This is a genomic window from Caballeronia sp. HLA56, assembly GCF_054655155.1.
This window is the reverse complement of the sequence record NZ_BAAHOB010000001.1, coordinates 1,238,115-1,258,887: the sequence shown is the minus strand read 5'-3', so window position 1 is coordinate 1,258,887 and position 20,773 is coordinate 1,238,115. Positions and strand designations below refer to the sequence as shown.

Below are 20,773 nucleotides of genomic sequence, written 5' to 3'. Positions count from 1 at the left end.
ATCAAGCGATCAGGCGATCGAGCGACAGGGAGCGGCATCATGCGTGAAATCAGGACTTTTGAACTCGACGGGCGCGATGCGCCGACTAGCTGGTTTATCGGCCGGCCGCAAACGCTGCGCGCTACGCGTGGCCAGATCTGGCTGACCATCGAGGGCGACGCCGGCGATTTCTGGCTCGATGCGGGCGAGTGCGTCGAACTTCAGCCGTTCTCGACGATATGGGTAAGCGGCGCGCGGGACGAAAGCGCTTTTTCGCTGGCGTCGGTTTCCACGCCGACGACCACATCGAGGCGCTTGATCGACGCAGCCCGCGCGTGGCTCGCGCGCCGCACGGCGCCTTCCGGTGCGGCGATCTCGAAGGCATAGTCGAAAAAAAACCCGGCCGAGGCCGGGTCCAATGTTCCCGCGCTCTTTCGAGCGCGGTCACCTGCAAAGCTACAGACTACTCGCTTACGCCGCCAGCAGCGAGCGCAACACGAACGGCAGAATGCCGCCGTGCTTGTAGTAGTCGACTTCGATCGGCGTGTCGATACGCAGCAGCACCTGCACGCGATCTTCCTTGCCGTCCTTCCGATGGATCACGAGCGTCACTTCTTGCTGCGGCTTAAAGTCGTCGCCCAGACCTTCGATATCGTACGTCTCTTCGCCCGTGATGCCGAGCGTCTGCACGCTGTCCGTACCCTTGAACTGCAGCGGCAACACACCCATGCCGACCAGGTTCGAACGATGGATACGCTCGAAGCTGCGCGCCACCACGGCCTTCACGCCGAGCAGTTGCGTGCCTTTCGCCGCCCAGTCGCGCGACGAACCCGTGCCGTATTCCTCGCCCGCGAAAATCACGGTCTGCGTGTTGTCGCCGATGTACTTCATCGCGGCGTCGTAGATGGACAACTGTTCGCCGCTCGGTTGATGGATCGTCAGGCCGCCTTCCACGCGCGTGCCATCTTCCTTCAGCGGAATCATCAGGTTCTTGATACGCACGTTGGCGAAAGTGCCGCGCATCATCACGTCGTGGTTGCCGCGACGCGAGCCGTAGCTGTTGAAGTCGGCCTTCTGCACGCCGTTCGCCTTCAACCACACGCCCGCCGGCGACGTTTCCTTGATTGAACCTGCCGGGCTGATGTGGTCGGTCGTGACCGAGTCGCCGAAGATGCCAAGCGCGCGTGCGCCCTTTACGGCGGGGATCGAGTCGGCCGGGGTCATCGAGAAGTCGTGGCCGAAGAACGGCGGCTCCGCGATATACGTCGACTTCGGCCAGTCATAGACCTGACCGGTTTCGCCCGCGATCTTGCTCCACAGGTCGCCATCCTTCGTAAGCTGCGAGTAGTTCTCGCGGAAGGCTTCGGCGTTGAGCGCGTACTTGAGCAGCGAATGCACTTCCTCGCTCGTCGGCCAGATGTCGCCGAGATACACGTCGTGCCCGTCCTTGCCCTTGCCGACCGGCTCGGTCATGAGGTCGCGCGTGATGTTGCCCGCGATGGCATAAGCAACTACCAGCGGCGGCGAAGCCAGGAAGTTGGCGCGGATGTTCGGGTGAATACGCGCTTCGAAGTTGCGGTTGCCCGACAGGACGGCGGCCGCGACGATATCGTTCTTCACGATGGCGTCGTTCAGTTCCGGCGTCAGGTCGCCCGCATTGCCGATACACGTCGTGCAACCGTAAGCGGCGAGCGTAAAGCCGAGCTTGTCCAGATACTGCAGGAGATCGGTCTTCGTCAGATATTCGGTGACGATACGCGATCCCGGTGCCAGAGACGTCTTGATATGCGGCGCCACCGTCAGACCGGCCTCGACCGCTTTCTTGGCCAGCAGACCGGCGGCCAGCAGCACGCTCGGGTTCGACGTGTTCGTGCACGACGTGATCGCGGCGATCAGCACGTCGCCGTTCTTCACGTCGACGCCATCGGCGGTCTTGTAGTCGGCGGTCAGATCGGCGGGCTTCTTGGCAAAGCCGTTTTCGCCGACCGGCTTCGAGAAGAGGTCGGTAAACGTGCTCTTCACATTGCCGATTTCGATACGGTCTTGCGGGCGCTTCGGACCCGCCAGCGACGGCGCGACGGTGGACAGATCCAGCGTCAGCGTCTTCGTGAAGTCGATGTCGCCGGCCTTCGGCACGCCCCACAGCTTCTGCGCCCTGAAGTAGTTTTCGAAGGCGGAGATTTCGGCGTCGGTACGGCCCGTGCCCTTGAAGTAGTCGATGGTTTTTTCATCGACCGGGAAGAAGCCCATGGTGGCGCCGTATTCCGGCGCCATGTTGCCGATGGTCGCGCGGTCCGGCACCGCGATGGAAGCCGTGCCTTCGCCGAAGAACTCGACGAACTTGCCGACGACCTTCTCCTTGCGCAGCATTTCCGTGATGGTCAAGACGAGGTCGGTTGCCGTGCAGCCTTCGCGCAGCTTGCCCTTCAACTCGACGCCGACGACATCCGGCGTGAGGAAATACACCGGCTGGCCGAGCATGCCCGCTTCCGCTTCGATGCCGCCCACGCCCCAGCCCACCACGCCGATGCCGTTGATCATCGTCGTGTGGCTGTCCGTGCCGACGAGCGTGTCCGGGTAGTAGACCGTGTCGTTGCCTTCGGTCTTCTTGTGCACGCCGCGTGCGAGATACTCCAGATTCACTTGGTGGACGATACCCACGCCCGGCGGCACGACCTTGAACGTGTCGAACGCCTGCATGCCCCACTTCATGAACTGGTAGCGCTCGTTATTGCGCTGAAACTCCAGCTTCATGTTCAGGTCGAGCGCGTTCGGCTCGCGGAAGTGATCGATCTGCACCGAGTGATCGACGACGAGATCCACCGGCACGAGCGGCTCGATTGCCTTCGGGTCCTTGCCCGCGCGTTCGGCCACACCGCGCATGGCGGCGATGTCGGCGAGCAGGGGCACGCCGGTGAAATCCTGCAGCACGACGCGCGCGACGACGAACGGGATTTCATCGACGCGGGCTGCAGTCGGTTTCCAGTTCACGAGTTGCTCGATGTGCTCTTCGGAAATCTTCTTGCCGTCGTAATTGCGCAGCACGGATTCGAGCACCAGCCGGATCGACACCGGCAGACGTTCGATCTTGACCTTCAGGGCTTCGCCGAGTTGCGGCAGCGAGTAGAACTTGCCTTTGCCGGAACCACTGTCGAATTCCTTGAGCGTATTGTGAAGATTGTGGGCCATGGTTATTTTCCTTGGGCTGATCTGGGTTTGATGCAACGTTTCCTGAATCTGAAACCGGGTCGTGCCTGGTTTGACGCGCCGGCACGCGCGCACCGGCTCCAGGCGCTAGATCACATACAAATCGACGTATTCATTGACCGGCATGGCTTCGAGCTTTGCCTGATCGAGCGATACCGCGAGGATCGCCTGTTGCTGTTTTTGCGGGAACCGGCGCGCGAGATTGGTCTTGAACTTCTCGACGAGCAGCGGAATGCCGTCCTCGCGGCGGCGCTTGTGACCGATCGGATATTCCACCGCGATTTCACCGAGCTTCGAACCGTCCGTGAACTCGACGGTGAGCGCGTTCGCAATCGAGCGCTTCTCAGGGTCGTGGTAATCGGTCGTGTATTGCGGGTCTTCCACGCATTCCATCTTCGCGCGCAAGGTGTCGATGCGCGGATCCTGCGCGATCGAATCTTCGTAATCGGCGGCGGTGAGACGGCCGTGGATGAGCGGCACGGCGATCATGTACTGAATGCAGTGATCGCGGTCGGCCGGATTGTTGAGCGGTCCCTTCTTGTCGATGATGCGGATCGCCGCTTCGTGCGTGCGAATGGTGATCTTCGCGATATCTTCGACACTCTTGCCCGCTTCCTTCAGCTTGCCGTGCAGCGTCATGGCGGCTTCGACGGCGGTTTGTGAATGGAATTCGGCCGGGAACGAAATCTTGAAGAGCACGTTCTCCATGACATACGAGCCGTACGGGCGCTGGAACTTGAATTCGTTGCCCTTGAAGAGCACGTCGTAGAAGCCCCAGGTCTTCGTGGTCAAGACCGACGGATAGCCCATTTCGCCGGTCTTCGCGATCAGCGCGAGACGCACGGCGCGCGAGGTCGCGTCGCCCGCGGCCCACGACTTGCGCGAACCCGTGTTCGGCGCGTGGCGATATGTGCGCAGCGAATGACCATCGACGAAAGCGAGCGACACCGCGTTGATGAGTTCGTCGCGCGAGAGGCCGATCAACTGACCGACGACCGCCGTGGACGCGAGCTTGACCAGCAGCACGTGATCGAGCCCGACCTTGTTGAACGAGTTTTCCAGCGCGATACAGCCTTGAATTTCGTGCGCCTTGACCATGGCGATCAGCACGTCTTTCATGGCGAGCGGCTTCTTGCCGGTGGCGATTGCGTTACGTGACAGCCAGTCGGCGGTGGCGAGAATGCCGCCCAGGTTGTCCGACGGATGGCCCCATTCGGCGGCGAGCCATGTGTCGTTGAAGTCGAGCCAGCGGATCATGGCGCCGATGTTGAAGGCGGCCTGAACCGGGTCGAGCTGAAACTGGGTGCCAGGCACCTTCGCGCCGTTGGGGACGATCGTGCCGGGCACGATCGGTCCCATCAGCTTGGTGCAGGCAGGGTACGAGAGGGCTTCGAGTCCGCAGCCGAGGGTGTCGATCAGGCAGTTGCGCGCGGTTTCCAGCGCAAGCGTGCTCTCGACGCGATAGTTGAGAACGTAGTCGACTATGTCGACGAGTACCTGATCCGGCTCTGGCCGGACGTTCGAGATCGGTGCGGACATCGAGGATTCCTGTTTGATTGCAGACTTTGTTATTCGGCCTTCTTGAACAACGCTTCCGACTGCGTGGGAGCGGTTGCGCCCGCAGCCATTTCGGCGGTCATGCACTCGTCGGCCAGGCGCGACGAATCTTTGTCGGAGAACAGCATTGCCTTCGACGGGATCACGACGAGATCCATGCCCGTTGCCGCATCGTGGAAACGATCGGCGCCGGTCGTGGTGTCCTGACGGGGCAGCTTGTAGTCCTTCTTGGCCCAATTCACGGTGACGATGGTGTCACGCTTCATGTCGCCTTTCAGATAGAAAGACGCGCCTTCCTTACAGGTCCACTTGACGGCGCCTTCGGGAATCGGGTCGGTCTTCGCTGCCGCGGCCGCTTCGGCCTTGGGTGAGCGCTTGATGAGTCGACGTGCCGGAGCCGGGCGTTTGGCCTTTGCCGCCTTCGAGTCCGTGGTGGTCGTCGCGGCGAAGGCGTCGGCACTGACGAACACGCTGGTGGTAGCCAGTGTGCCGACGATTGCAGCGATCAGGAGTTTATTCATCGAAAAACCTTTCAAAACATGGAGGTTGGTAACGGTTGCCGCGCGGAGTGAATTTCGTCCTCGCGAAATTCGATCGCGCAGTCCGCTATTTTCGCTTATTTAGTGGCGTGAACTTCAAATTATCGGGGCCCGTGTAGTTCGCACTCGGCCGGATGATTTTGTTGTCGATGCGTTGCTCGATGATGTGCGCGCTCCATCCCGCCGTGCGCGAGATGACGAAGAGCGGCGTGAACATGGCCGTGGGCACGCCCATCATGTGATACGAAACCGCGCTGAACCAGTCGAGGTTGGGGAACATTTTCTTCGCGTCGGCCATCACGGATTCGAGCCGTTCGGCGATGCTGAAGAGCTTGTTGTCGCCCGCTTCCTTCGAGAGCTTCTTCGCGACTTCCTTGATGACCTTGTTACGCGGATCGGAGATGGTATAGACCGGATGACCGAAGCCGATCACCACTTCCTTCTTCTCGACGCGTGCGCGAATATCGGACTCGGCTTCGTCGGGCGTCTGATAGCGCGATTGAATTTCGAACGCGACTTCATTGGCGCCGCCATGTTTCGGGCCGCGCAATGCGCCAATGCCACCCACGATCGCCGAATACATGTCCGAGCCCGTGCCCGCGATCACGCGAGTGGTGAACGTGGATGCGTTGAACTCATGTTCAGCGTAAAGATTGAGCGATACGTGCATGGCTTCGACCCACGATTTCGAGGGCTCCACGCCATGCAGCAAATGCAGAAAGTGTCCGCCGATGGAGTCGTCGTCAGTTTCGACTTCGATGCGCTTGCCGTTGTGCGAGTAGTGATACCAGTAGAGCAGCATCGAACCGAGCGAGGCCATCAGCTTGTCGGCGATATCTTTCGCGCCGGGAACGTTGTGATCGTCCTTTTCGGGCAGGATGGTGCCGAGCATGGATACGCCGGTGCGCATGACGTCCATGGGGTGCGCGGACGCCGGAATCCATTCGAGCGCGGCCTTGAGGTTTGCGGGCAAGCCGCGCAAAGCCTTGAGTTTTGTCTTGTACGCCTTCAACTCGGCGACGTTCGGCAGCTTGCCATGCACGAGCAGATAAGCGATCTCCTCGAACTCGCTGGTGGTCGCGACATCGAGAATGTCGTAACCGCGATAGTGCAGGTCGTTGCCGGTCTTGCCGACTGTGCACAACGCGGTGTTGCCCGCGGTCACGCCCGAAAGCGCGACGGATTTTTTTGGCTTGAATGCGCCCGCTGCGGCGGGTGCGTCGGTCGATACGGTATCGCTCATTGCTTCAAGTCTCCTTTCAACGCTCAGGGCGTGCGTTACTTCTTCTTGAAACGCGCGCTGCGTAACCGCTCGCGCGCGTGCTGCAAATGCTCTGTCATGCCTTGCCGCCTTGCGCCGGCGTGGCGAAGAGCGACGCGTAATCGCTTGGCATTGCCTGGCCGGTGGCCTCGGCGCGCCGCAGCACCGACCAGTAATAGCGATAGCTCGCGCGATCGTGCAAGGTATCGCCGTGACGCGTTGGGCCCCACTGCGCGCGTTGTGCGCCAAGCAGTATCTCGGCGGCGAGCGCGATTTCATCGGCACGTGGCGAGAAGGCTTCGACGACAGGCCGTATCTGCTCCGGATGAATGCTCCACATGCGCGTATAGCCGAACTCGTTGCGCGCGCGCCCGGCGTCGTTCGCCACGATGCCCATGTCGCGCACTTCCGTCGATACGTTGTGGGAAGGCACCTTGCCGTGTGCATGACACGCCGCCGCGATTTCCAGCTTCGCGCGCCGCACGAGCGGATGTTCGAACTGGCCGGGCGAGCGCATGGCGGTATCTGGAATGGCGCCGTTGTGCGCCGAAACGAAGTCCATCAGACCGAAGCTCAGCGATTCGACGCCGGGCAGCGCCGCGAGCTCGAAGGCTTCGCGAAGCGCGCCATGCGTTTCGATCAGCAAATGACAAGGCACCGGTTTCTCGATGCCGAACTCGCAACGCGATGCCTCGACGAAAGCCACCATCTCGGCGGCGTCGAAGACGCTGCGGATTTTCGGCAGCATGACGAAGGCAGGCGCTTTCCTCGCGTGACGCAGGATGATGCGCACGTCGTCGCGCCACGCGCGGTGATTGAAGTCGTGAATGCGCACGCCCACGCGCCCGAAGCGGTCTTCCTCGCCGCCGACGAACGACGCGACGAGTTCCGCATGCTCCGCCTCGCGGCCTACTTCCGCACCGTCCTCGCAATCGAGCGTGATGTCGAAGACCGGCCCGAGTTGCGCCTGCAACGCGAGCGACTTCTTCATCAGCTTTTCGCTGCCCGCGTAGTGATCGCAGGGCGGCAGGACAGCAGGCTGCGGGTCGCCGTCAAACAGCACTTCGGCGGGGGTGAGAGCGCGCATCGTCGGCGTCGGGTCCAATTGGGGGAAAAGGATGTCGATCTTGCTCAATGCTTCTGATTCGGCCGCGCTCGGGCTTCTTCCGTGAAAGCACGGCAAGCTCCAAACGCGTTCGAATCAGGCGCGATGCATCGGATGCATTCGCGCCAGCGGGAAGCCTCCCGGCTTCCCCGCGATACTTAAAATTACTTGCCCAGCAAATGCGCCACGCCGTCGCGCTCTTCTAGCAGTTCGTTCAGCGTGCCGTCCATTTTTTCGCGCGAGAACGCGTCGATTTCCAGACCTTCGACGCGTTTGTACTCGCCGTTTTCGCACGTGACCGGCACGCCGTAGATGATGTCTTCCGGAATGCCGTACGAGCCGTCCGACGGAATGCCCATGGTGACCCACTTGCCATTGGTGCCGAGCACCCAGTCGCGCACGTGGTCGATTGCAGCGTTAGCCGCCGATGCCGCCGACGACAGACCGCGCGCTTCGATGATCGCCGCACCGCGCTTGCCGACGGTCGGGATGAACGTGTTGCGGTTCCATTCGTCGTCGTTGATGAGCTTCGTCAGGTCGTCGCCCGCCGCGGTGGCGAAGCGGAAGTCGGGGTACATGGTCGGCGAGTGGTTGCCCCACACAGCCAGTTTTTCGATCGATGCGACCGGCTTGCCCGACTTGGCCGCCAGTTGCGACAGCGCGCGGTTGTGGTCCAGGCGCAGCATGGCGGTGAAGTTCTTCTTCGGCAGATCCGGCGCCGACTTCATCGCGATATAGGCGTTCGTGTTGGCCGGGTTGCCGACCACGAGAACCTTGACGTCGCGGCTTGCGACTTCGTTGAGCGCCTTGCCCTGAACCGTGAAGATTTCGGCGTTGGCCGACAAGAGGTCCTTACGCTCCATGCCCTTCGAGCGCGGACGCGCACCGACCAGCAGCGCGACGTCGGCGTCCTTGAACGCGACTTTGGGGTCGTCCGTGACGACCACGCCTGCGAGCAGCGGGAACGCGCAGTCTTCCAGTTCCATCACGACGCCCTTGACTGCGCCTTGCGCTTGCGGCAAATCGAGCAACTGAAGAATCACGGGCTGGTCTTTGCCGAGCAGATCGCCATTGGCGATACGGAACAGCAGCGAGTAGCCGATTTGACCTGCGGCGCCGGTGACGGCAACGCGCTTTGCGGACTTAGCCATTGATAACTCTCCTGGACGGTGCGTGGAACGCTAGGGAAAGCGCCATTTTATGCGCGTTACGCAAAGCGTTGATGAAAGACATGCCTGCCATGCCGCCCGCGAAGCGTGGGAACGCCCGGCCGATGTCCTGCCGATGCGGCTTCGCGCCTGTATCAGCGCCAAGGCGAGCGGCGCACCGACGGGCGCGGCGTGACTGTCATGCCATGAATTTCTCGTTCGAGCGAGTTGCTTGCGGGAGGTTTCTTGAAGGACGCGAAATTCGCTTGGGTCCAACGGCAACGCGCCCATACGAGACGGCGCTTGACGTTGCGAGGCGATAGGCAGGCAGCGGCGCGCGAATCGAGTGGTCGATCGGCGTAAGGCGAAAGCGAAAGGGCGTGCCTGGCGGTATGTCGCGCGGCCGAAGAACTGACGGCATCTGGCGAAAACCGCCAGGACAAACGCGCCGGTCAGCTCGGTTTCCGGTGTTACGACAACCCGCAAACCCTTGCTCGACAAGGAGTGTAGGGTTCGTCACAAGCAAAGTCAACACTATCTTATGTCTTATATAAGACATAGGATTCTCAGGGAAAGCTCTGGACGCACGGCGCGGCTTTGTGTTGAAATGCGCGGCATGAATTCGAACCCGGCGAGCACGACGAACCCGAACGGCAGCGCGAGCGCGGCTGAGGCTGCCGCGAGTACGTCGTCGCCTACGTTCAGTCCGCTATATCAGCAAATCAAATCGCTCATCACGCAGGGGCTCGAAACGGGTGAATGGAAGCCCGGCGAAATCATCCCGAGCGAGGTCGAACTCGCCGCGCGCTATAAAGTCAGCCAGGGCACTGTCCGCAAGGCCATCGACGAACTTGCCGCCGACAATCTGCTCGTGCGCCGCCAAGGCAAGGGCACGTTTGTTGCGACGCACAATGAAGACCGCGTCCAGTTCCGCTTCCTGCGCTTGTTGCCCGACGACGGCGACGCTCATCCCCACGTCAGCCGCCTGCTCGAATGCAAGCGTCTGCGCGCACCCGCCGAAATCGCGCGTCAACTCGATCTGAAACCGGCCGACCCCGTCGTTCTTATCAAGCGCCTGTTGCAGTTTGATGGCGTGACGACCGTTTTCGACGAAATCTGGCTGCCCGGCGCGGTCTTTCGCGGCCTGACCGCCGAGCGTCTCGCCGATTACAAGGGTCCGCTCTACGCAATGTTCGAGACGGAGTTCGGTACGCGCATGATTCGTGCGACAGAGAAGATCCGCGCCGTCGCCGCTGACCCAGCGGTCGCGCGCCTGCTCGATGTGAAACCGGACTTTCCGCTGCTGTCGGTCGAACGCGTCTCCTATACGTATGGCGACCGGCCGGTCGAAGTGCGGCGCGGCTGGTACGTCACGACCGGGTATTACTATCAGAACGACTTGAGTTGAGCGCCGAAAGCAGGCGGGAAATGCAGGGTGGCAAGCAGTGCGTAAGTTTCGCGCAAGCAAGTAAGGGATACTCTTTTCTTACACGCCTTAGAAGAGTGTTTTAGGCCGGTTTTCGCTGCAGCGCGGAATAAAAAGGCGCTAAAATCGCGGATTGGTGTAATAACAAGTTGGGGTCTAGCATGGCTGAAGCCGTAAAAAAACCAAGGCCCGAGTTCCGGAACATCGGGCTTGGTCAACTCGCGAAGTATCGCTTGCCGCTCGCGGGGAAGGTGTCCATCCTGCATCGCATCAGCGGCTTGCTGCTTTTCGTGTCGCTGCCGTTCATTCTCTATCTGCTCGATCAGAGCCTGACCTCGGAACTCAGTTTCGACGCGTTCAAGGGCTTTCTGGCCAACCCCATCGTCAAGATCATCACGCTCGTGCTGTCGTGGGCGTATCTGCATCACTTCTGCGCGGGCATTCGCTTTCTGCTGCTCGACACGCACGTTGGCGTGAACAAGGAAGGCGGCAAGCAAAGCGCGTTGATCGTGCTCGTCGTCTCGCTGCTTCTCACGGCTGTGATGGCCCTTAAAATCTTCGGAGCCTTCTAAGACCATGGCAACCCAAAACAGAGTTGGCCCGAAGCGCCTGGTCGTGGGCGCGCACTACGGCCTGCGCGACTGGCTCGCGCAACGCATCACCGCCGTCGTGATGGCGGCGTACACCGTCGTTTTGCTGTTCTGGTTCTTCGCCGCACACAGCTTCTCCTATGAAGGCTGGGCGTCCATCTTCGCCATGCAGTGGATGAAGCTTGCCACGTTCGTGACTCTGCTTTGCCTGTTCTATCACGCGTGGGTCGGCATTCGCGATATCTGGATGGATTACGTGAAGCCCATGGCCGTGCGCCTGTTTCTTCAGGTGCTGACCATCCTCTGGCTCGTCGGATGCGCCGGCTACGCTGCACAGATTCTCTGGAGAGTTTAAAGAACATGGCTGCAATCAAGACTTCCCTGCCGCGTCGCCGTTTCGACGTGGTCATCGTGGGCGCGGGCGGCTCGGGCATGCGCGCATCGCTGCAGCTCGCGCGTGCGGGCCTGTCGGTCGCTGTGTTGTCGAAGGTGTTTCCCACGCGCTCGCATACGGTCGCCGCGCAAGGCGGCATCGGTGCCTCGCTTGGCAACATGAGCGAGGACAACTGGCACTATCACTTCTACGACACCATCAAGGGCTCTGACTGGCTCGGCGACCAGGATGCAATCGAATTCATGTGCCGTGAAGCGCCCAACGCCGTGTATGAGCTCGAACACATGGGCATGCCGTTCGACCGCAATCCGGATGGCACGATCTATCAGCGTCCGTTCGGCGGACACACGGCCAACTACGGCGAAAAGCCCGTGCAACGCGCCTGTGCCGCGGCCGACCGTACCGGCCACGCGTTGTTGCACACGCTGTATCAGCAGAACGTCGCGGCCAAAACGCACTTCTTCGTCGAATGGATGGCGCTGGACCTGATCCGCGACGCCGAAGGCGATGTGCTCGGCGTCACCGCGCTGGAGATGGAAACGGGCGACGTGTATATCCTCGAAGGCAAGACCACGCTGTTCGCCACGGGCGGCGCGGGACGTATCTTCGCGGCATCGACGAATGCGTTCATCAACACGGGCGATGGCTTGGGCATGGCCGCGCGCTCGGGCATCGCGTTGCAGGACATGGAGTTCTGGCAATTCCACCCGACCGGTGTCGCGGGCGCGGGCGTGCTGATTACCGAAGGCGTGCGCGGCGAAGGCGGCATCTTGCGCAATTCGAACGGCGACCGCTTCATGGAGCGCTACGCGCCGACGCTCAAGGACCTCGCGCCGCGCGACTTCGTTTCGCGTTCGATGGATCAGGAAATCAAGGAAGGCCGCGGCGTGGGTCCGAACAAGGACCACGTGTTGCTGGATCTGTCGCACATCGGCGCCGAGACGATCATGAAGCGCTTGCCGTCGATTCGCGAGATCGCGCTCAAGTTCGCCAACGTCGATTGCATCAAGGAGCCCATTCCCGTGGTGCCGACCATCCACTATCAAATGGGTGGCATACCGACGAACATGCACGGGCAGGTCGTGGGTACGTCCAATGGTTATAACGAGCCAGTCAACGGGTTCTACGCGGTGGGCGAATGCTCGTGCGTCTCGGTGCACGGCGCGAACCGTCTGGGCACGAACTCGCTGCTCGACCTGGTGGTGTTCGGCCGCGCGGCGGGCAATCACATCATCAAGCACGCGAAGGAGTTGAAAGAGCACAAGCCGCTGCCGGCCGATGCCGCCGACTTCGCGCTCGAACGCCTCGCGGTGCTGGAGAAGTCAACGTCGGGCGAATACACGCAGAACATCGCCAACGACATTCGTTCGACCATGCAGGCGCATGCGGGCGTGTTCCGCACATCGAAGCTGCTCGAAGAGGGCGTGAGCAAGATCGACGAACTCACCGCGCGCGTGAAGCACGTGCATCTGAAGGACAAATCGAAGGTGTTCAACACGGCGAAGGTCGAGGCGCTGGAGTTGGCGAACCTGATCGAAGTCGCGCGCGCGACCATGGTATCGGCCGAAGCGCGCAAGGAAAGCCGTGGCGCGCACGCGCACAGCGACTTCGAGCATCGCGACGATGAGAACTGGATGCGCCATACGCTGTGGTTCAGCGAAGGCGATCGCCTCGACTACAAGCCGGTGCAGATGAAGCCGCTGACGGTCGAATCGGTGCCGCCGAAGGCACGGACCTTCTAGGGCACAAGGGAAAATCGAAATGGCAAAGAGAATCTTCGAAGTCTATCGCTACGATCCGGACAAGGACGCAGCCCCGCGCATGCAGACCTACGAGCTGGAGATCGACTCGCACGAACGCATGCTGCTCGATGCACTGCTCAAGCTGAAGTCGGTCGACGAGACGCTGTCGTTTCGCCGTTCGTGCCGCGAAGGCGTGTGCGGCTCGGACGCGATGAACATCAACGGCAAGAACGGTCTTGCGTGTTTGCAGAACATGAACGATCTGCCGCAGCGCATTGTGCTGCGTCCGCTGCCGGGCTTGCCGGTGGTGCGCGATCTGATTTGCGACTTCACGCAATTTTTTAATCAGTATCATTCGATCAAGCCGTATCTGATCAACGACACGCCGCCGCCGGAAAAAGAGCGTCTGCAGTCGCCGGTCGAACGCGACGAGCTCGACGGGCTGTACGAGTGCATTCTGTGCGCGAGTTGCTCGACGTCGTGCCCGAGCTTCTGGTGGAATCCGGACAAGTTCGTCGGCCCGGCGGGCTTGCTGCAGGCGTATCGCTTCATTGCGGATAGCCGGGATGAAGCGACCGGCGAGCGTCTGGACAACCTGGAAGATCCGTATCGTCTGTTCCGTTGCCACACGATCATGAATTGCGTCGACGTGTGCCCGAAGGGGCTCAACCCGACCAAGGCGATCGGCAAGATCAAGGAATTGATGGTGCGCCGCGCTGTCTGAGATGGGCTAAGAGATGGTCGACAATTCAAGCATTACTGCGGACGACGGTCCGCATCAGTCCGACCCCCTTCGTCGCGCGCGTCTTCGCTGGCGTGCGCGGCGCGGCCTGCTGGAAAACGATCTGATCTTCGAGCGTTTTTTCAGCCGATATGAGCATGACCTCAGTGACGCCGACGTGTTCGCGTTGACCCGTCTGCTGGAGCTGAGCGACAACGAACTGATGGATTTGTTGCTGGCGCGCACCGAGCCCGAAGGCGAGCTTGCGACGCCCGATGTAATTCGTCTGCTAGGCATGCTGCGTACCGTGTGATTTCAGCAGGAATCCACGGAGTTCTGCACAATAAGCCGAAATAAACGAATTAAGGCCGCAAGAGGCCCACAGTACAGTTTGTGCCGCGCAGCTTCCGTCGTGCAAATTATCGAGAACCTGTATCCATACTTCGATTGAGGATGTGCTATGACCCCGTCAGATGTTAAAGCCACGCTATCGTTCAGCGACAACTCGCCGAGCGTCGAAATGCCGATCTACAAGGGCACCATGGGCCCGGACGTGATCGACATTCGCAAGTTGTACGGTCAGACCGGCAAGTTCACGTATGACCCGGGCTTCATGTCGACGGCAGCGTGCAATTCCGCGATTACGTATATCGACGGCGACAAGGGCGAACTGCTCTATCGCGGATATCCGATCGAAGAACTGGCGGTGAACGCCGACTTCCTCGAAACCTGCTATCTGCTGCTGAAGGGCGAACTGCCGACCGCCGCGCAGAACCAGGAATTCGTGGATACGGTCACGCGCCACACGATGGTGCATGAGCAAATGCACTTCTTCTTCCGCGGTTTCCGTCGCGACGCGCATCCCATGGCCGTCCTCGTCGCTGCAGTCGGCGCGCTGTCGGCGTTCTACCATGACTCGCTGAATATCAACGACCCGCGTCATCGCGAAGTGTCGGCCATCCGCATGATCGCCAAGCTGCCGACGCTGGTGGCCATGGCGTATAAGTTCAGCATCGGTCAACCGTTCGTTTATCCGAAGAACGACCTGTCGTATAGCGCGAACTTCATGTACATGATGTTCTCGAACCCGTGCGAAGAGTACAAAGTCAACGACGTGCTGGTGCGCGCGCTCGACCGTATCCTCATCCTGCACGCGGACCACGAGCAAAACGCGTCGACCTCCACGGTGCGTCTCGCGGGTTCGTCGGGCGCCAATCCGTTTGCGTGCATTGCAGCGGGTATCGCGTGTCTGTGGGGCCCGGCGCACGGCGGCGCGAACGAAGCCGCGCTGAACATGCTGGAAGAAATCGGCTCGGTCGACAACATCGCCGAGTTCATCAAGCAGGTGAAGGACAAGAACTCGGGCGTGAAGCTGATGGGCTTCGGCCACCGCGTCTACAAGAATTACGATCCCCGCGCGAAGCTCATGCGCGAAACCTGCCACGAAGTGCTGAACGAGCTCGGTCTGCATGACGACCCGCTCTTCAAGCTCGCGATGGAACTGGAAAAGATCGCGCTGGAAGACGAATACTTCGTGTCGCGCAAGCTGTACCCGAACGTAGACTTTTACTCGGGTATCGTGCAGCGCGCGCTGGGCATTCCGACGTCCATGTTCACGTGTATCTTTGCAATGGCCCGTACGGTTGGCTGGATCGCGCAATGGAACGAGATGATCGCCGATCCGGAACAAAAGATTGGCCGTCCGCGTCAGTTGTTCATTGGTCAAACGCCGCGTGATGCAAAGGCGCTGGACAAGCGTTAAGCGCATGCAGGTTAGGTTGGATGAAAGCCCCGGCAAGTGATTGCCGGGGCTTTTTGCTTTTGGCTTCTTCCTCGTCCGTCTTTCTATCCGGGTATCGCTGATCCAGGTACCGAACCCACCACCCAACCCACTGTTTTTAATGGATTTTTCCGTAGCCTAGTACTATCCACGCGCTCCTTGAGAGTGGCATAATCGACTCACAAGTCGTCAAACTGAAAACCCCGCAGTCACACTCCAAAGCGCTCACATGGCACAGACTCTCTACGACAAACTGTGGAACACACACGTGATCCACACGGAAGAGGACGGCACGTCGATCCTCTACATCGACCGTCACCTGCTGCACGAAGTGACGAGCCCGCAGGCCTTCGAAGGCTTGAAGCTGGCCAAGCGCCCGGTGTGGCGCATCAGCGCGAACCTGGCCGTGTCCGACCACAACGTGCCGACCACCGACCGTTCGCACGGCATTGCTGATCCCGTGTCGAAGCTGCAAGTCGATACGCTCGACTCCAATTGCGATAGCTTCGGCATCACTCAGTTCAAGATGAACGATCTGCGTCAGGGCATCGTGCACATCATCGGGCCGGAACAGGGCGCGACGCTGCCGGGCATGACCATCGTCTGCGGCGACTCGCACACCTCCACGCACGGCGCGTTCGGCGCGCTCGCGCACGGCATCGGCACCTCGGAAGTGGAGCACGTGCTCGCCACGCAAACGCTCTTGCAGAAGAAGAGCAAAAACCTGCTCATCAAGGTCGAAGGCCAATTGCCGCGCGGCTGCACCGCGAAGGACATCGTGCTCGCGATCATCGGCAAGATCGGCACGGCGGGGGGCACCGGTTACGCCATGGAATTCGGCGGCTCGACCATCCGCGCGCTCACCATGGAAGGCCGCATGACGGTCTGCAACATGGCGATCGAAGCGGGCGCGCGGGCCGGCATGGTGGCCGTCGACGACACCACGATCAACTATCTCAAGGATCGTCCGTACTCGCCGCAGGGCGTCGAGTGGAATCAGGCGGTCGAGTACTGGCGTCAGTTCAAGTCGGACCCAGACGCGCAGTTCGACCGCGTGGTCGAACTCAATGCGGCCGAAATCGTGCCGCAAGTCACGTGGGGCACGTCGCCGGAAATGGTCACGTCGGTCGATGGCCGCGTGCCCGATCCCGAGCGCGAAAAAGATCCGGTCAAGCGCGACGCCATGGAACGCGCGCTGCACTACATGGCGCTGCAACCGAACACGCCAATCGAGGCCATCAAGCCGGACAAAATCTTCATCGGCTCGTGCACGAATGCGCGTATTGAAGACCTGCGCGCCGCCGCGTATGTGGTGAAGACGCTCGGCCGCCGCGTGGCATCGAACATTCGTCTGGCGATGGTCGTGCCGGGCTCCGGTCTCGTGAAAGCGCAGGCCGAGCGGGAAGGGCTCGACAAGATTTTCACCAACGCGGGCTTCGAATGGCGCGAGCCGGGATGCTCCATGTGCCTTGCCATGAACGCGGACCGGCTCGATCCGGGCGAGCGCTGCGCATCGACGTCGAACCGCAATTTCGAAGGCCGTCAAGGCGCGGGCGGACGCACGCATCTGGTGAGCCCGGCAATGGCGGCCGCCGCTGCAATCGAAGGTCACTTCGTCGACGTTCGCAAGCTCGCCTGACTCGGTGCGATGAAGCGAAATCTACTCTCGCTCGTGGTTGCCGCCGGTTGTCTGCTCACACTGACACTCGCGGGCTGCAACACGATGCACGGTTTCGGCGAAGATTTGCAGCATCTGGGCAATTCGATCAGCAACGCGGCTAAGTAGGCGAGCCGCATTCATCCGGCGAGGCGCGCCAAGCATTGCCGGATCTGCAACAGACAAAGGGCTCAAGCGTCATGGAAAAATTCATTGTGCATAGCGGCCTCGTGGCGCCGCTGGATCGCGAAAACGTCGACACGGACGCGATCATTCCGAAGCAGTTCCTGAAGTCGATCAAGCGCACCGGCTTCGGTCCCAACGCGTTCGACGAATGGCGTTATCTCGATGTCGGCCAGCCGGGACAGGACAACAGCAAGCGCCCGCTGAACCCGGATTTCGTGCTGAATCAGCAGCGTTACCAGGGCGCGTCGATTCTGCTCACGCGCAAGAACTTCGGCTGCGGCAGCTCGCGGGAGCACGCGCCGTGGGCGCTGGATCAATACGGCTTTCGCGCGATCATCGCGCCGAGCTTCGCGGACATTTTCTATAACAACTGCTTCAAGAACGGGCTGCTGCCGGTGGCGCTGACGGAGCAGCAAGTGGACAAGCTGTTCAACGAGACCAACGCGTTCGTGGGTTATACGCTGACTGTCGATCTCGAAGCGCAAGTCGTGCGTACGGGCGACGGCACCGAGTATTCTTTCGAAGTCCCGGGCTTTCGCAAGTACTGTCTGCTGAACGGCTTCGACGATATCGCGCTGACCCTGCGCCACGCGGACAAGATTCGTCAGTACGAGACGGAACGGCTGACGAAGCAGCCGTGGCTGAACAATCGGCTGGTTGGATAAGAGCCTGTATTCGGCCTGCGCTCAGATGCAGGCGCGCTTTTAGTGACGTTGTCGTGTCCGGGAAACCCGACACGACGGCGCGAACCAAACCCGGAAGCTCCGCAAGCGCGGAGCGCGTCCTGTGAATAAGGAATCGAGACATGAAGATTGCAGTCCTCCCCGGCGACGGTATCGGTCCGGAAATCACCGCCGAGGCGGTCAAGGTGCTGAACGCGCTTGGTGAGAAGTTCGAACTCGAAGAAGCGCCCGTTGGCGGCGCGGGTTACGAGGCGAAGGGCCATCCCCTGCCGGATGCGACGCTGCAACTCGCCAAGGACGCCGACGCGATCCTTTTCGGCGCCGTCGGCGACTGGAAGTATGACAAGCTCGAACGCGCGTTGCGCCCGGAGCAAGCCATTCTCGGTCTGCGCAAGCATCTGCAACTGTTCGCGAACTTCCGTCCGGCCATTTGCTATCCGCAATTGACGGGTGCTTCGTCGCTGAAGGCCGAGATCGTGTCGGGGCTCGATATCCTGATCGTGCGTGAACTGAACGGTGACATCTACTTTGGCCAGCCACGCGGCGTGCGTGCTGCGCCGGACGGCTTGTTCGAAGGCGCGCAGGAAGGCTTCGACACCATGCGTTACGCGGAACCGGAAGTGCGGCGCATTGCGCATGTCGCGTTTCAGGCTGCGCAAAAGCGTCAGAAGAAGTTGACGAGCGTGGACAAGGCGAACGTGCTCGAAACATCGCAATTCTGGCGCGACATCATGATCGATGTGTCCAAGGAATATCCGGACGTCGAGCTGTCGCACATGTATGTCGATAACGCGGCGATGCAGCTGGTCAAGGCGCCCAAGGCTTTCGACGTGGTCGTGACGGGCAACATGTTCGGCGACATTCTCTCCGACGAAGCCGCGATGCTCACCGGTTCCATCGGCATGTTGCCTTCGGCGTCGCTCGACAAGAACAACAAGGGCTTGTACGAGCCGTCGCATGGTTCGGCGCCGGATATCGCGGGCAAGGGCGTGGCCAATCCGCTTGCGACCATTCTCTCCGCCGCGATGATGCTGCGCTACTCGCTCGGCAAGACGGAGCAAGCCGACCGTATCGAAAGCGCGGTGAAGAAGGTGCTGGAGCAGGGCTACCGCACCGGCGATATCGCGACGCCCGACGGCAAAGTCGTCGGCACGAAGGAAATGGGTGACGCGGTGCTCAAGGCGCTCTAAAAAAACTCGCGATCGGCTGTTGCGACAAATGCAGCCGATCGTGACGTTTATCCTATTTTTACCCGTTTTACGGCACGATTCGCGGCGATTCGGTTCGGGATTCACGAATTAGCCCGGTTATCGTGTAGACTGTTTTGCTATGGCGAAGAACTCTCAATTCTCTTTGGAATCCATCGGACGCGGCTCAAAAGTCAGCGCGACGGGTCTCGCCATCAGCACGCGCGGTCACGCCATCGTTGGCGTCGCCAAAACGCGCATTACGAAAACCTCCATCAAAGCGATCACGATTCGCTGATCGTCCCTCGTGTCCGAGCGTCTTCCCCGCGCGGCCACGCCGGGTAAGGATGCGGGGAAGCTACCACTGGAAGGGTGAGTCATGAACGTAGGTCTCGTTGGTTGGCGCGGCATGGTCGGCAGCGTCCTGATGCAGCGCATGCAGCAGGAAGGCGACTTCGACCTGATCGAACCGGTGTTTTTCAGCACCAGCAATGCGGGCGGCAACGCGCCGTCGTTCGCCAAGAACGAGACTAAGCTCAAAGACGCGACGAGCATCGACGACCTGAAGAAATGCGACGCCATCATCACGTGTCAGGGCGGCGACTACACCAACGAGGTGTATCCGAAGCTGCGCGCAGCGGGCTGGAAAGGTTACTGGATCGACGCGGCCTCGGCGCTGCGCATGAAGGACGACGCGGTCATCATTCTCGATCCGGTCAACCTGAACGTCGTCAAGGACTCGCTCGTCAAGGGCGGGCGCGATTTCATCGGCGGCAATTGCACGGTCAGCCTCATGCTGATGGCGCTCGGCGGCCTGTTCCGCGAAAACCTCGTCGAATGGACGACGGCCATGACGTATCAGGCCGCATCCGGCGCGGGTGCGCAGAACATGCGCGAACTGCTGCAGCAAATGGGTGTGCTTTACGGCGCGGCCAAGGAAGACCTGGCCGACCCGTCTTCCGCCATCCTCGATATCGACCGTCGCGTGCTGGCTGCAATGAACGGCGAACGCATGCCCGTCGACAATTTCGGCGTGCCGCTCGCAGGCTCGCTGATCCCGTGGATCGACAAGGATCTCGGCGACGGCATGTCGAAGGAAGAGTGGAAGGGCGGCGCGGAAACCAACAAGATTCTCGGCAAGCCCGCAATGGGTCAGCCGGGCTCGGTTCCCGTGGATGGGCTTTGCGTGCGGATCGGCGCCATGCGCTGCCATTCGCAAGCGCTGACCATCAAGCTCGCGAAGGACGTGCCGCTCGACGAAGTGCACGGCATCCTGGCATCGGCGAACGACTGGGTGAAGGTCGTGCCGAACGAGCGCGAAGCATCCATCCGCGATCTGTCGCCTGCAGTCGTTACGGGCACGCTTACGGTGCCGGTTGGCCGTCTGCGCAAGCTCGCCATGGGCGGTGAATATCTGTCCGCGTTCACGGTCGGCGACCAGCTCTTGTGGGGTGCTGCCGAGCCGCTGCGCCGCATGCTGCGCATTCTGTTGGACAAGTAAAGTAAACTACGCGCTTATGAGCGCGGCTTGACGAGAAGCGTCGCGTTTATCGCGGCGCTTTTTCGTTTGTGCAGCCGGTTTTGTCATGGAACGTGTCCGCGTGACCGTTC

19 protein-coding genes are annotated in these 20,773 nt (G+C 60.9%); 13 read left to right on the top strand and 6 right to left on the bottom strand.

The window, feature by feature from the left end:
* Positions 1-39: 39 nt before the first annotated feature.
* On the top strand, positions 40-366 hold the full coding sequence (locus ACYQ47_RS05740; RefSeq protein WP_459904716.1) for a DUF2917 domain-containing protein: 327 nt from the start codon (positions 40-42) through the stop codon (positions 364-366).
* Between the two features lie 84 nt (positions 367-450).
* On the opposite strand, the gene acnA is transcribed toward ACYQ47_RS05740, so the two are convergent.
* From acnA to ACYQ47_RS05710, 6 genes are all read right to left on the bottom strand, one after another.
* Entirely contained in the window at positions 451-3,168 is a 2,718-nt protein-coding gene (gene acnA, locus ACYQ47_RS05735; protein ID WP_244829101.1) for an aconitate hydratase AcnA, read from the bottom strand.
* Between the two features lie 105 nt (positions 3,169-3,273).
* Entirely contained in the window at positions 3,274-4,725 is a 1,452-nt protein-coding gene (locus tag ACYQ47_RS05730) for a bifunctional 2-methylcitrate dehydratase/aconitate hydratase (protein ID WP_459904715.1), read from the bottom strand.
* Positions 4,726-4,754: 29 nt separating this feature from the next.
* Positions 4,755-5,264, bottom strand: a complete 510-nt coding sequence (locus ACYQ47_RS05725; RefSeq protein ID WP_244829743.1) for a hypothetical protein — start codon at positions 5,262-5,264, stop codon at positions 4,755-4,757.
* Positions 5,265-5,349: 85 nt separating this feature from the next.
* Positions 5,350-6,525, bottom strand: a complete 1,176-nt coding sequence (prpC, locus tag ACYQ47_RS05720) for a bifunctional 2-methylcitrate synthase/citrate synthase (protein WP_250466472.1) — start codon at positions 6,523-6,525, stop codon at positions 5,350-5,352.
* A gap of 94 nt (positions 6,526-6,619) precedes the next feature.
* Positions 6,620-7,630 (bottom strand): HpcH/HpaI aldolase/citrate lyase family protein, encoded by a 1,011-nt coding sequence (locus ACYQ47_RS05715; protein WP_459904714.1) that lies wholly within the window; start codon positions 7,628-7,630, stop codon positions 6,620-6,622.
* Between the two features lie 182 nt (positions 7,631-7,812).
* Complete coding sequence (locus ACYQ47_RS05710; RefSeq protein WP_250493087.1) at positions 7,813-8,799, bottom strand: malate dehydrogenase; 987 nt, start codon at positions 8,797-8,799, stop codon at positions 7,813-7,815.
* 613 nt (positions 8,800-9,412) lie between these two features.
* Between ACYQ47_RS05710 and ACYQ47_RS05705 the strand changes: the two genes are divergently transcribed.
* From ACYQ47_RS05705 to asd, 12 genes are all read left to right on the top strand, one after another.
* A complete protein-coding gene (locus tag ACYQ47_RS05705; RefSeq protein ID WP_244829106.1) occupies positions 9,413-10,204 on the top strand; it encodes a GntR family transcriptional regulator in 792 nt (263 codons plus the stop codon).
* A 179-nt stretch (positions 10,205-10,383) separates the two neighbouring features.
* On the top strand, positions 10,384-10,794 hold the full coding sequence (gene sdhC / locus ACYQ47_RS05700) for a succinate dehydrogenase, cytochrome b556 subunit (RefSeq protein WP_244829107.1): 411 nt from the start codon (positions 10,384-10,386) through the stop codon (positions 10,792-10,794).
* Positions 10,795-10,798: 4 nt separating this feature from the next.
* Positions 10,799-11,167, top strand: a complete 369-nt coding sequence (sdhD, locus tag ACYQ47_RS05695) for a succinate dehydrogenase, hydrophobic membrane anchor protein (RefSeq protein ID WP_244829108.1) — start codon at positions 10,799-10,801, stop codon at positions 11,165-11,167.
* A 5-nt stretch (positions 11,168-11,172) separates the two neighbouring features.
* Positions 11,173-12,948 (top strand): succinate dehydrogenase flavoprotein subunit, encoded by a 1,776-nt coding sequence (gene sdhA / locus ACYQ47_RS05690; protein WP_244829109.1) that lies wholly within the window; start codon positions 11,173-11,175, stop codon positions 12,946-12,948.
* A 19-nt stretch (positions 12,949-12,967) separates the two neighbouring features.
* Complete coding sequence (locus ACYQ47_RS05685; protein WP_244829110.1) at positions 12,968-13,672, top strand: succinate dehydrogenase iron-sulfur subunit; 705 nt, start codon at positions 12,968-12,970, stop codon at positions 13,670-13,672.
* A gap of 13 nt (positions 13,673-13,685) precedes the next feature.
* Positions 13,686-13,982: an FAD assembly factor SdhE gene (locus tag ACYQ47_RS05680; RefSeq protein WP_309850115.1), complete on the top strand. Its 297-nt coding sequence runs from the start codon at positions 13,686-13,688 to the stop codon at positions 13,980-13,982.
* Between the two features lie 147 nt (positions 13,983-14,129).
* Positions 14,130-15,431, top strand: coding sequence for a citrate synthase (gene gltA / locus ACYQ47_RS05675; RefSeq protein ID WP_244829112.1), 1,302 nt, complete (start codon positions 14,130-14,132; stop codon positions 15,429-15,431).
* Positions 15,432-15,678: 247 nt separating this feature from the next.
* Positions 15,679-17,088, top strand: a complete 1,410-nt coding sequence (gene leuC, locus ACYQ47_RS05670; protein ID WP_459904712.1) for a 3-isopropylmalate dehydratase large subunit — start codon at positions 15,679-15,681, stop codon at positions 17,086-17,088.
* Between the two features lie 9 nt (positions 17,089-17,097).
* Positions 17,098-17,235, top strand: coding sequence for an entericidin A/B family lipoprotein (locus ACYQ47_RS05665; protein WP_250466478.1), 138 nt, complete (start codon positions 17,098-17,100; stop codon positions 17,233-17,235).
* Between the two features lie 71 nt (positions 17,236-17,306).
* Complete coding sequence (gene leuD / locus ACYQ47_RS05660; RefSeq protein WP_244829115.1) at positions 17,307-17,957, top strand: 3-isopropylmalate dehydratase small subunit; 651 nt, start codon at positions 17,307-17,309, stop codon at positions 17,955-17,957.
* 140 nt (positions 17,958-18,097) lie between these two features.
* The gene (leuB, locus tag ACYQ47_RS05655) at positions 18,098-19,165 is read left to right on the top strand and encodes a 3-isopropylmalate dehydrogenase (protein ID WP_250466479.1); all 1,068 of its coding nucleotides are present in this window, start codon (positions 18,098-18,100) and stop codon (positions 19,163-19,165) included.
* A gap of 376 nt (positions 19,166-19,541) precedes the next feature.
* Positions 19,542-20,663: an aspartate-semialdehyde dehydrogenase gene (gene asd / locus ACYQ47_RS05650; RefSeq protein WP_250509816.1), complete on the top strand. Its 1,122-nt coding sequence runs from the start codon at positions 19,542-19,544 to the stop codon at positions 20,661-20,663.
* The last annotated feature ends 110 nt before the right edge of the window (positions 20,664-20,773 follow it).

Bases quoted from the DNA above. Each gene is read 5' to 3' on its own strand.
- ACYQ47_RS05710 (WP_250493087.1), bottom strand. From the start codon at position 8,799: ATGGCTAAGTCCGCAAAGCGCGTTGCCGTCACCGGCGCCGCAGGTCAA.
- ACYQ47_RS05725 (WP_244829743.1), bottom strand. From the start codon at position 5,264: ATGAATAAACTCCTGATCGCTGCAATCGTCGGCACACTGGCTACCACC.
- leuB (WP_250466479.1), top strand. From the start codon at position 18,098: ATGAAGATTGCAGTCCTCCCCGGCGACGGTATCGGTCCGGAAATCACC.
- ACYQ47_RS05665 (WP_250466478.1), top strand. From the start codon at position 17,098: ATGAAGCGAAATCTACTCTCGCTCGTGGTTGCCGCCGGTTGTCTGCTC.
- sdhD (WP_244829108.1), top strand. From the start codon at position 10,799: ATGGCAACCCAAAACAGAGTTGGCCCGAAGCGCCTGGTCGTGGGCGCG.
- ACYQ47_RS05685 (WP_244829110.1), top strand. From the start codon at position 12,968: ATGGCAAAGAGAATCTTCGAAGTCTATCGCTACGATCCGGACAAGGAC.
- leuD (WP_244829115.1), top strand. From the start codon at position 17,307: ATGGAAAAATTCATTGTGCATAGCGGCCTCGTGGCGCCGCTGGATCGC.
- ACYQ47_RS05680 (WP_309850115.1), top strand. From the start codon at position 13,686: ATGGTCGACAATTCAAGCATTACTGCGGACGACGGTCCGCATCAGTCC.
- ACYQ47_RS05705 (WP_244829106.1), top strand. From the start codon at position 9,413: ATGAATTCGAACCCGGCGAGCACGACGAACCCGAACGGCAGCGCGAGC.
- leuC (WP_459904712.1), top strand. From the start codon at position 15,679: ATGGCACAGACTCTCTACGACAAACTGTGGAACACACACGTGATCCAC.
- ACYQ47_RS05730 (WP_459904715.1), bottom strand. From the start codon at position 4,725: ATGTCCGCACCGATCTCGAACGTCCGGCCAGAGCCGGATCAGGTACTC.
- ACYQ47_RS05715 (WP_459904714.1), bottom strand. From the start codon at position 7,630: ATGCGCGCTCTCACCCCCGCCGAAGTGCTGTTTGACGGCGACCCGCAG.
- acnA (WP_244829101.1), bottom strand. From the start codon at position 3,168: ATGGCCCACAATCTTCACAATACGCTCAAGGAATTCGACAGTGGTTCC.
- sdhC (WP_244829107.1), top strand. From the start codon at position 10,384: ATGGCTGAAGCCGTAAAAAAACCAAGGCCCGAGTTCCGGAACATCGGG.
- sdhA (WP_244829109.1), top strand. From the start codon at position 11,173: ATGGCTGCAATCAAGACTTCCCTGCCGCGTCGCCGTTTCGACGTGGTC.
- gltA (WP_244829112.1), top strand. From the start codon at position 14,130: ATGACCCCGTCAGATGTTAAAGCCACGCTATCGTTCAGCGACAACTCG.
- ACYQ47_RS05740 (WP_459904716.1), top strand. From the start codon at position 40: ATGCGTGAAATCAGGACTTTTGAACTCGACGGGCGCGATGCGCCGACT.
- asd (WP_250509816.1), top strand. From the start codon at position 19,542: ATGAACGTAGGTCTCGTTGGTTGGCGCGGCATGGTCGGCAGCGTCCTG.
- prpC (WP_250466472.1), bottom strand. From the start codon at position 6,525: ATGAGCGATACCGTATCGACCGACGCACCCGCCGCAGCGGGCGCATTC.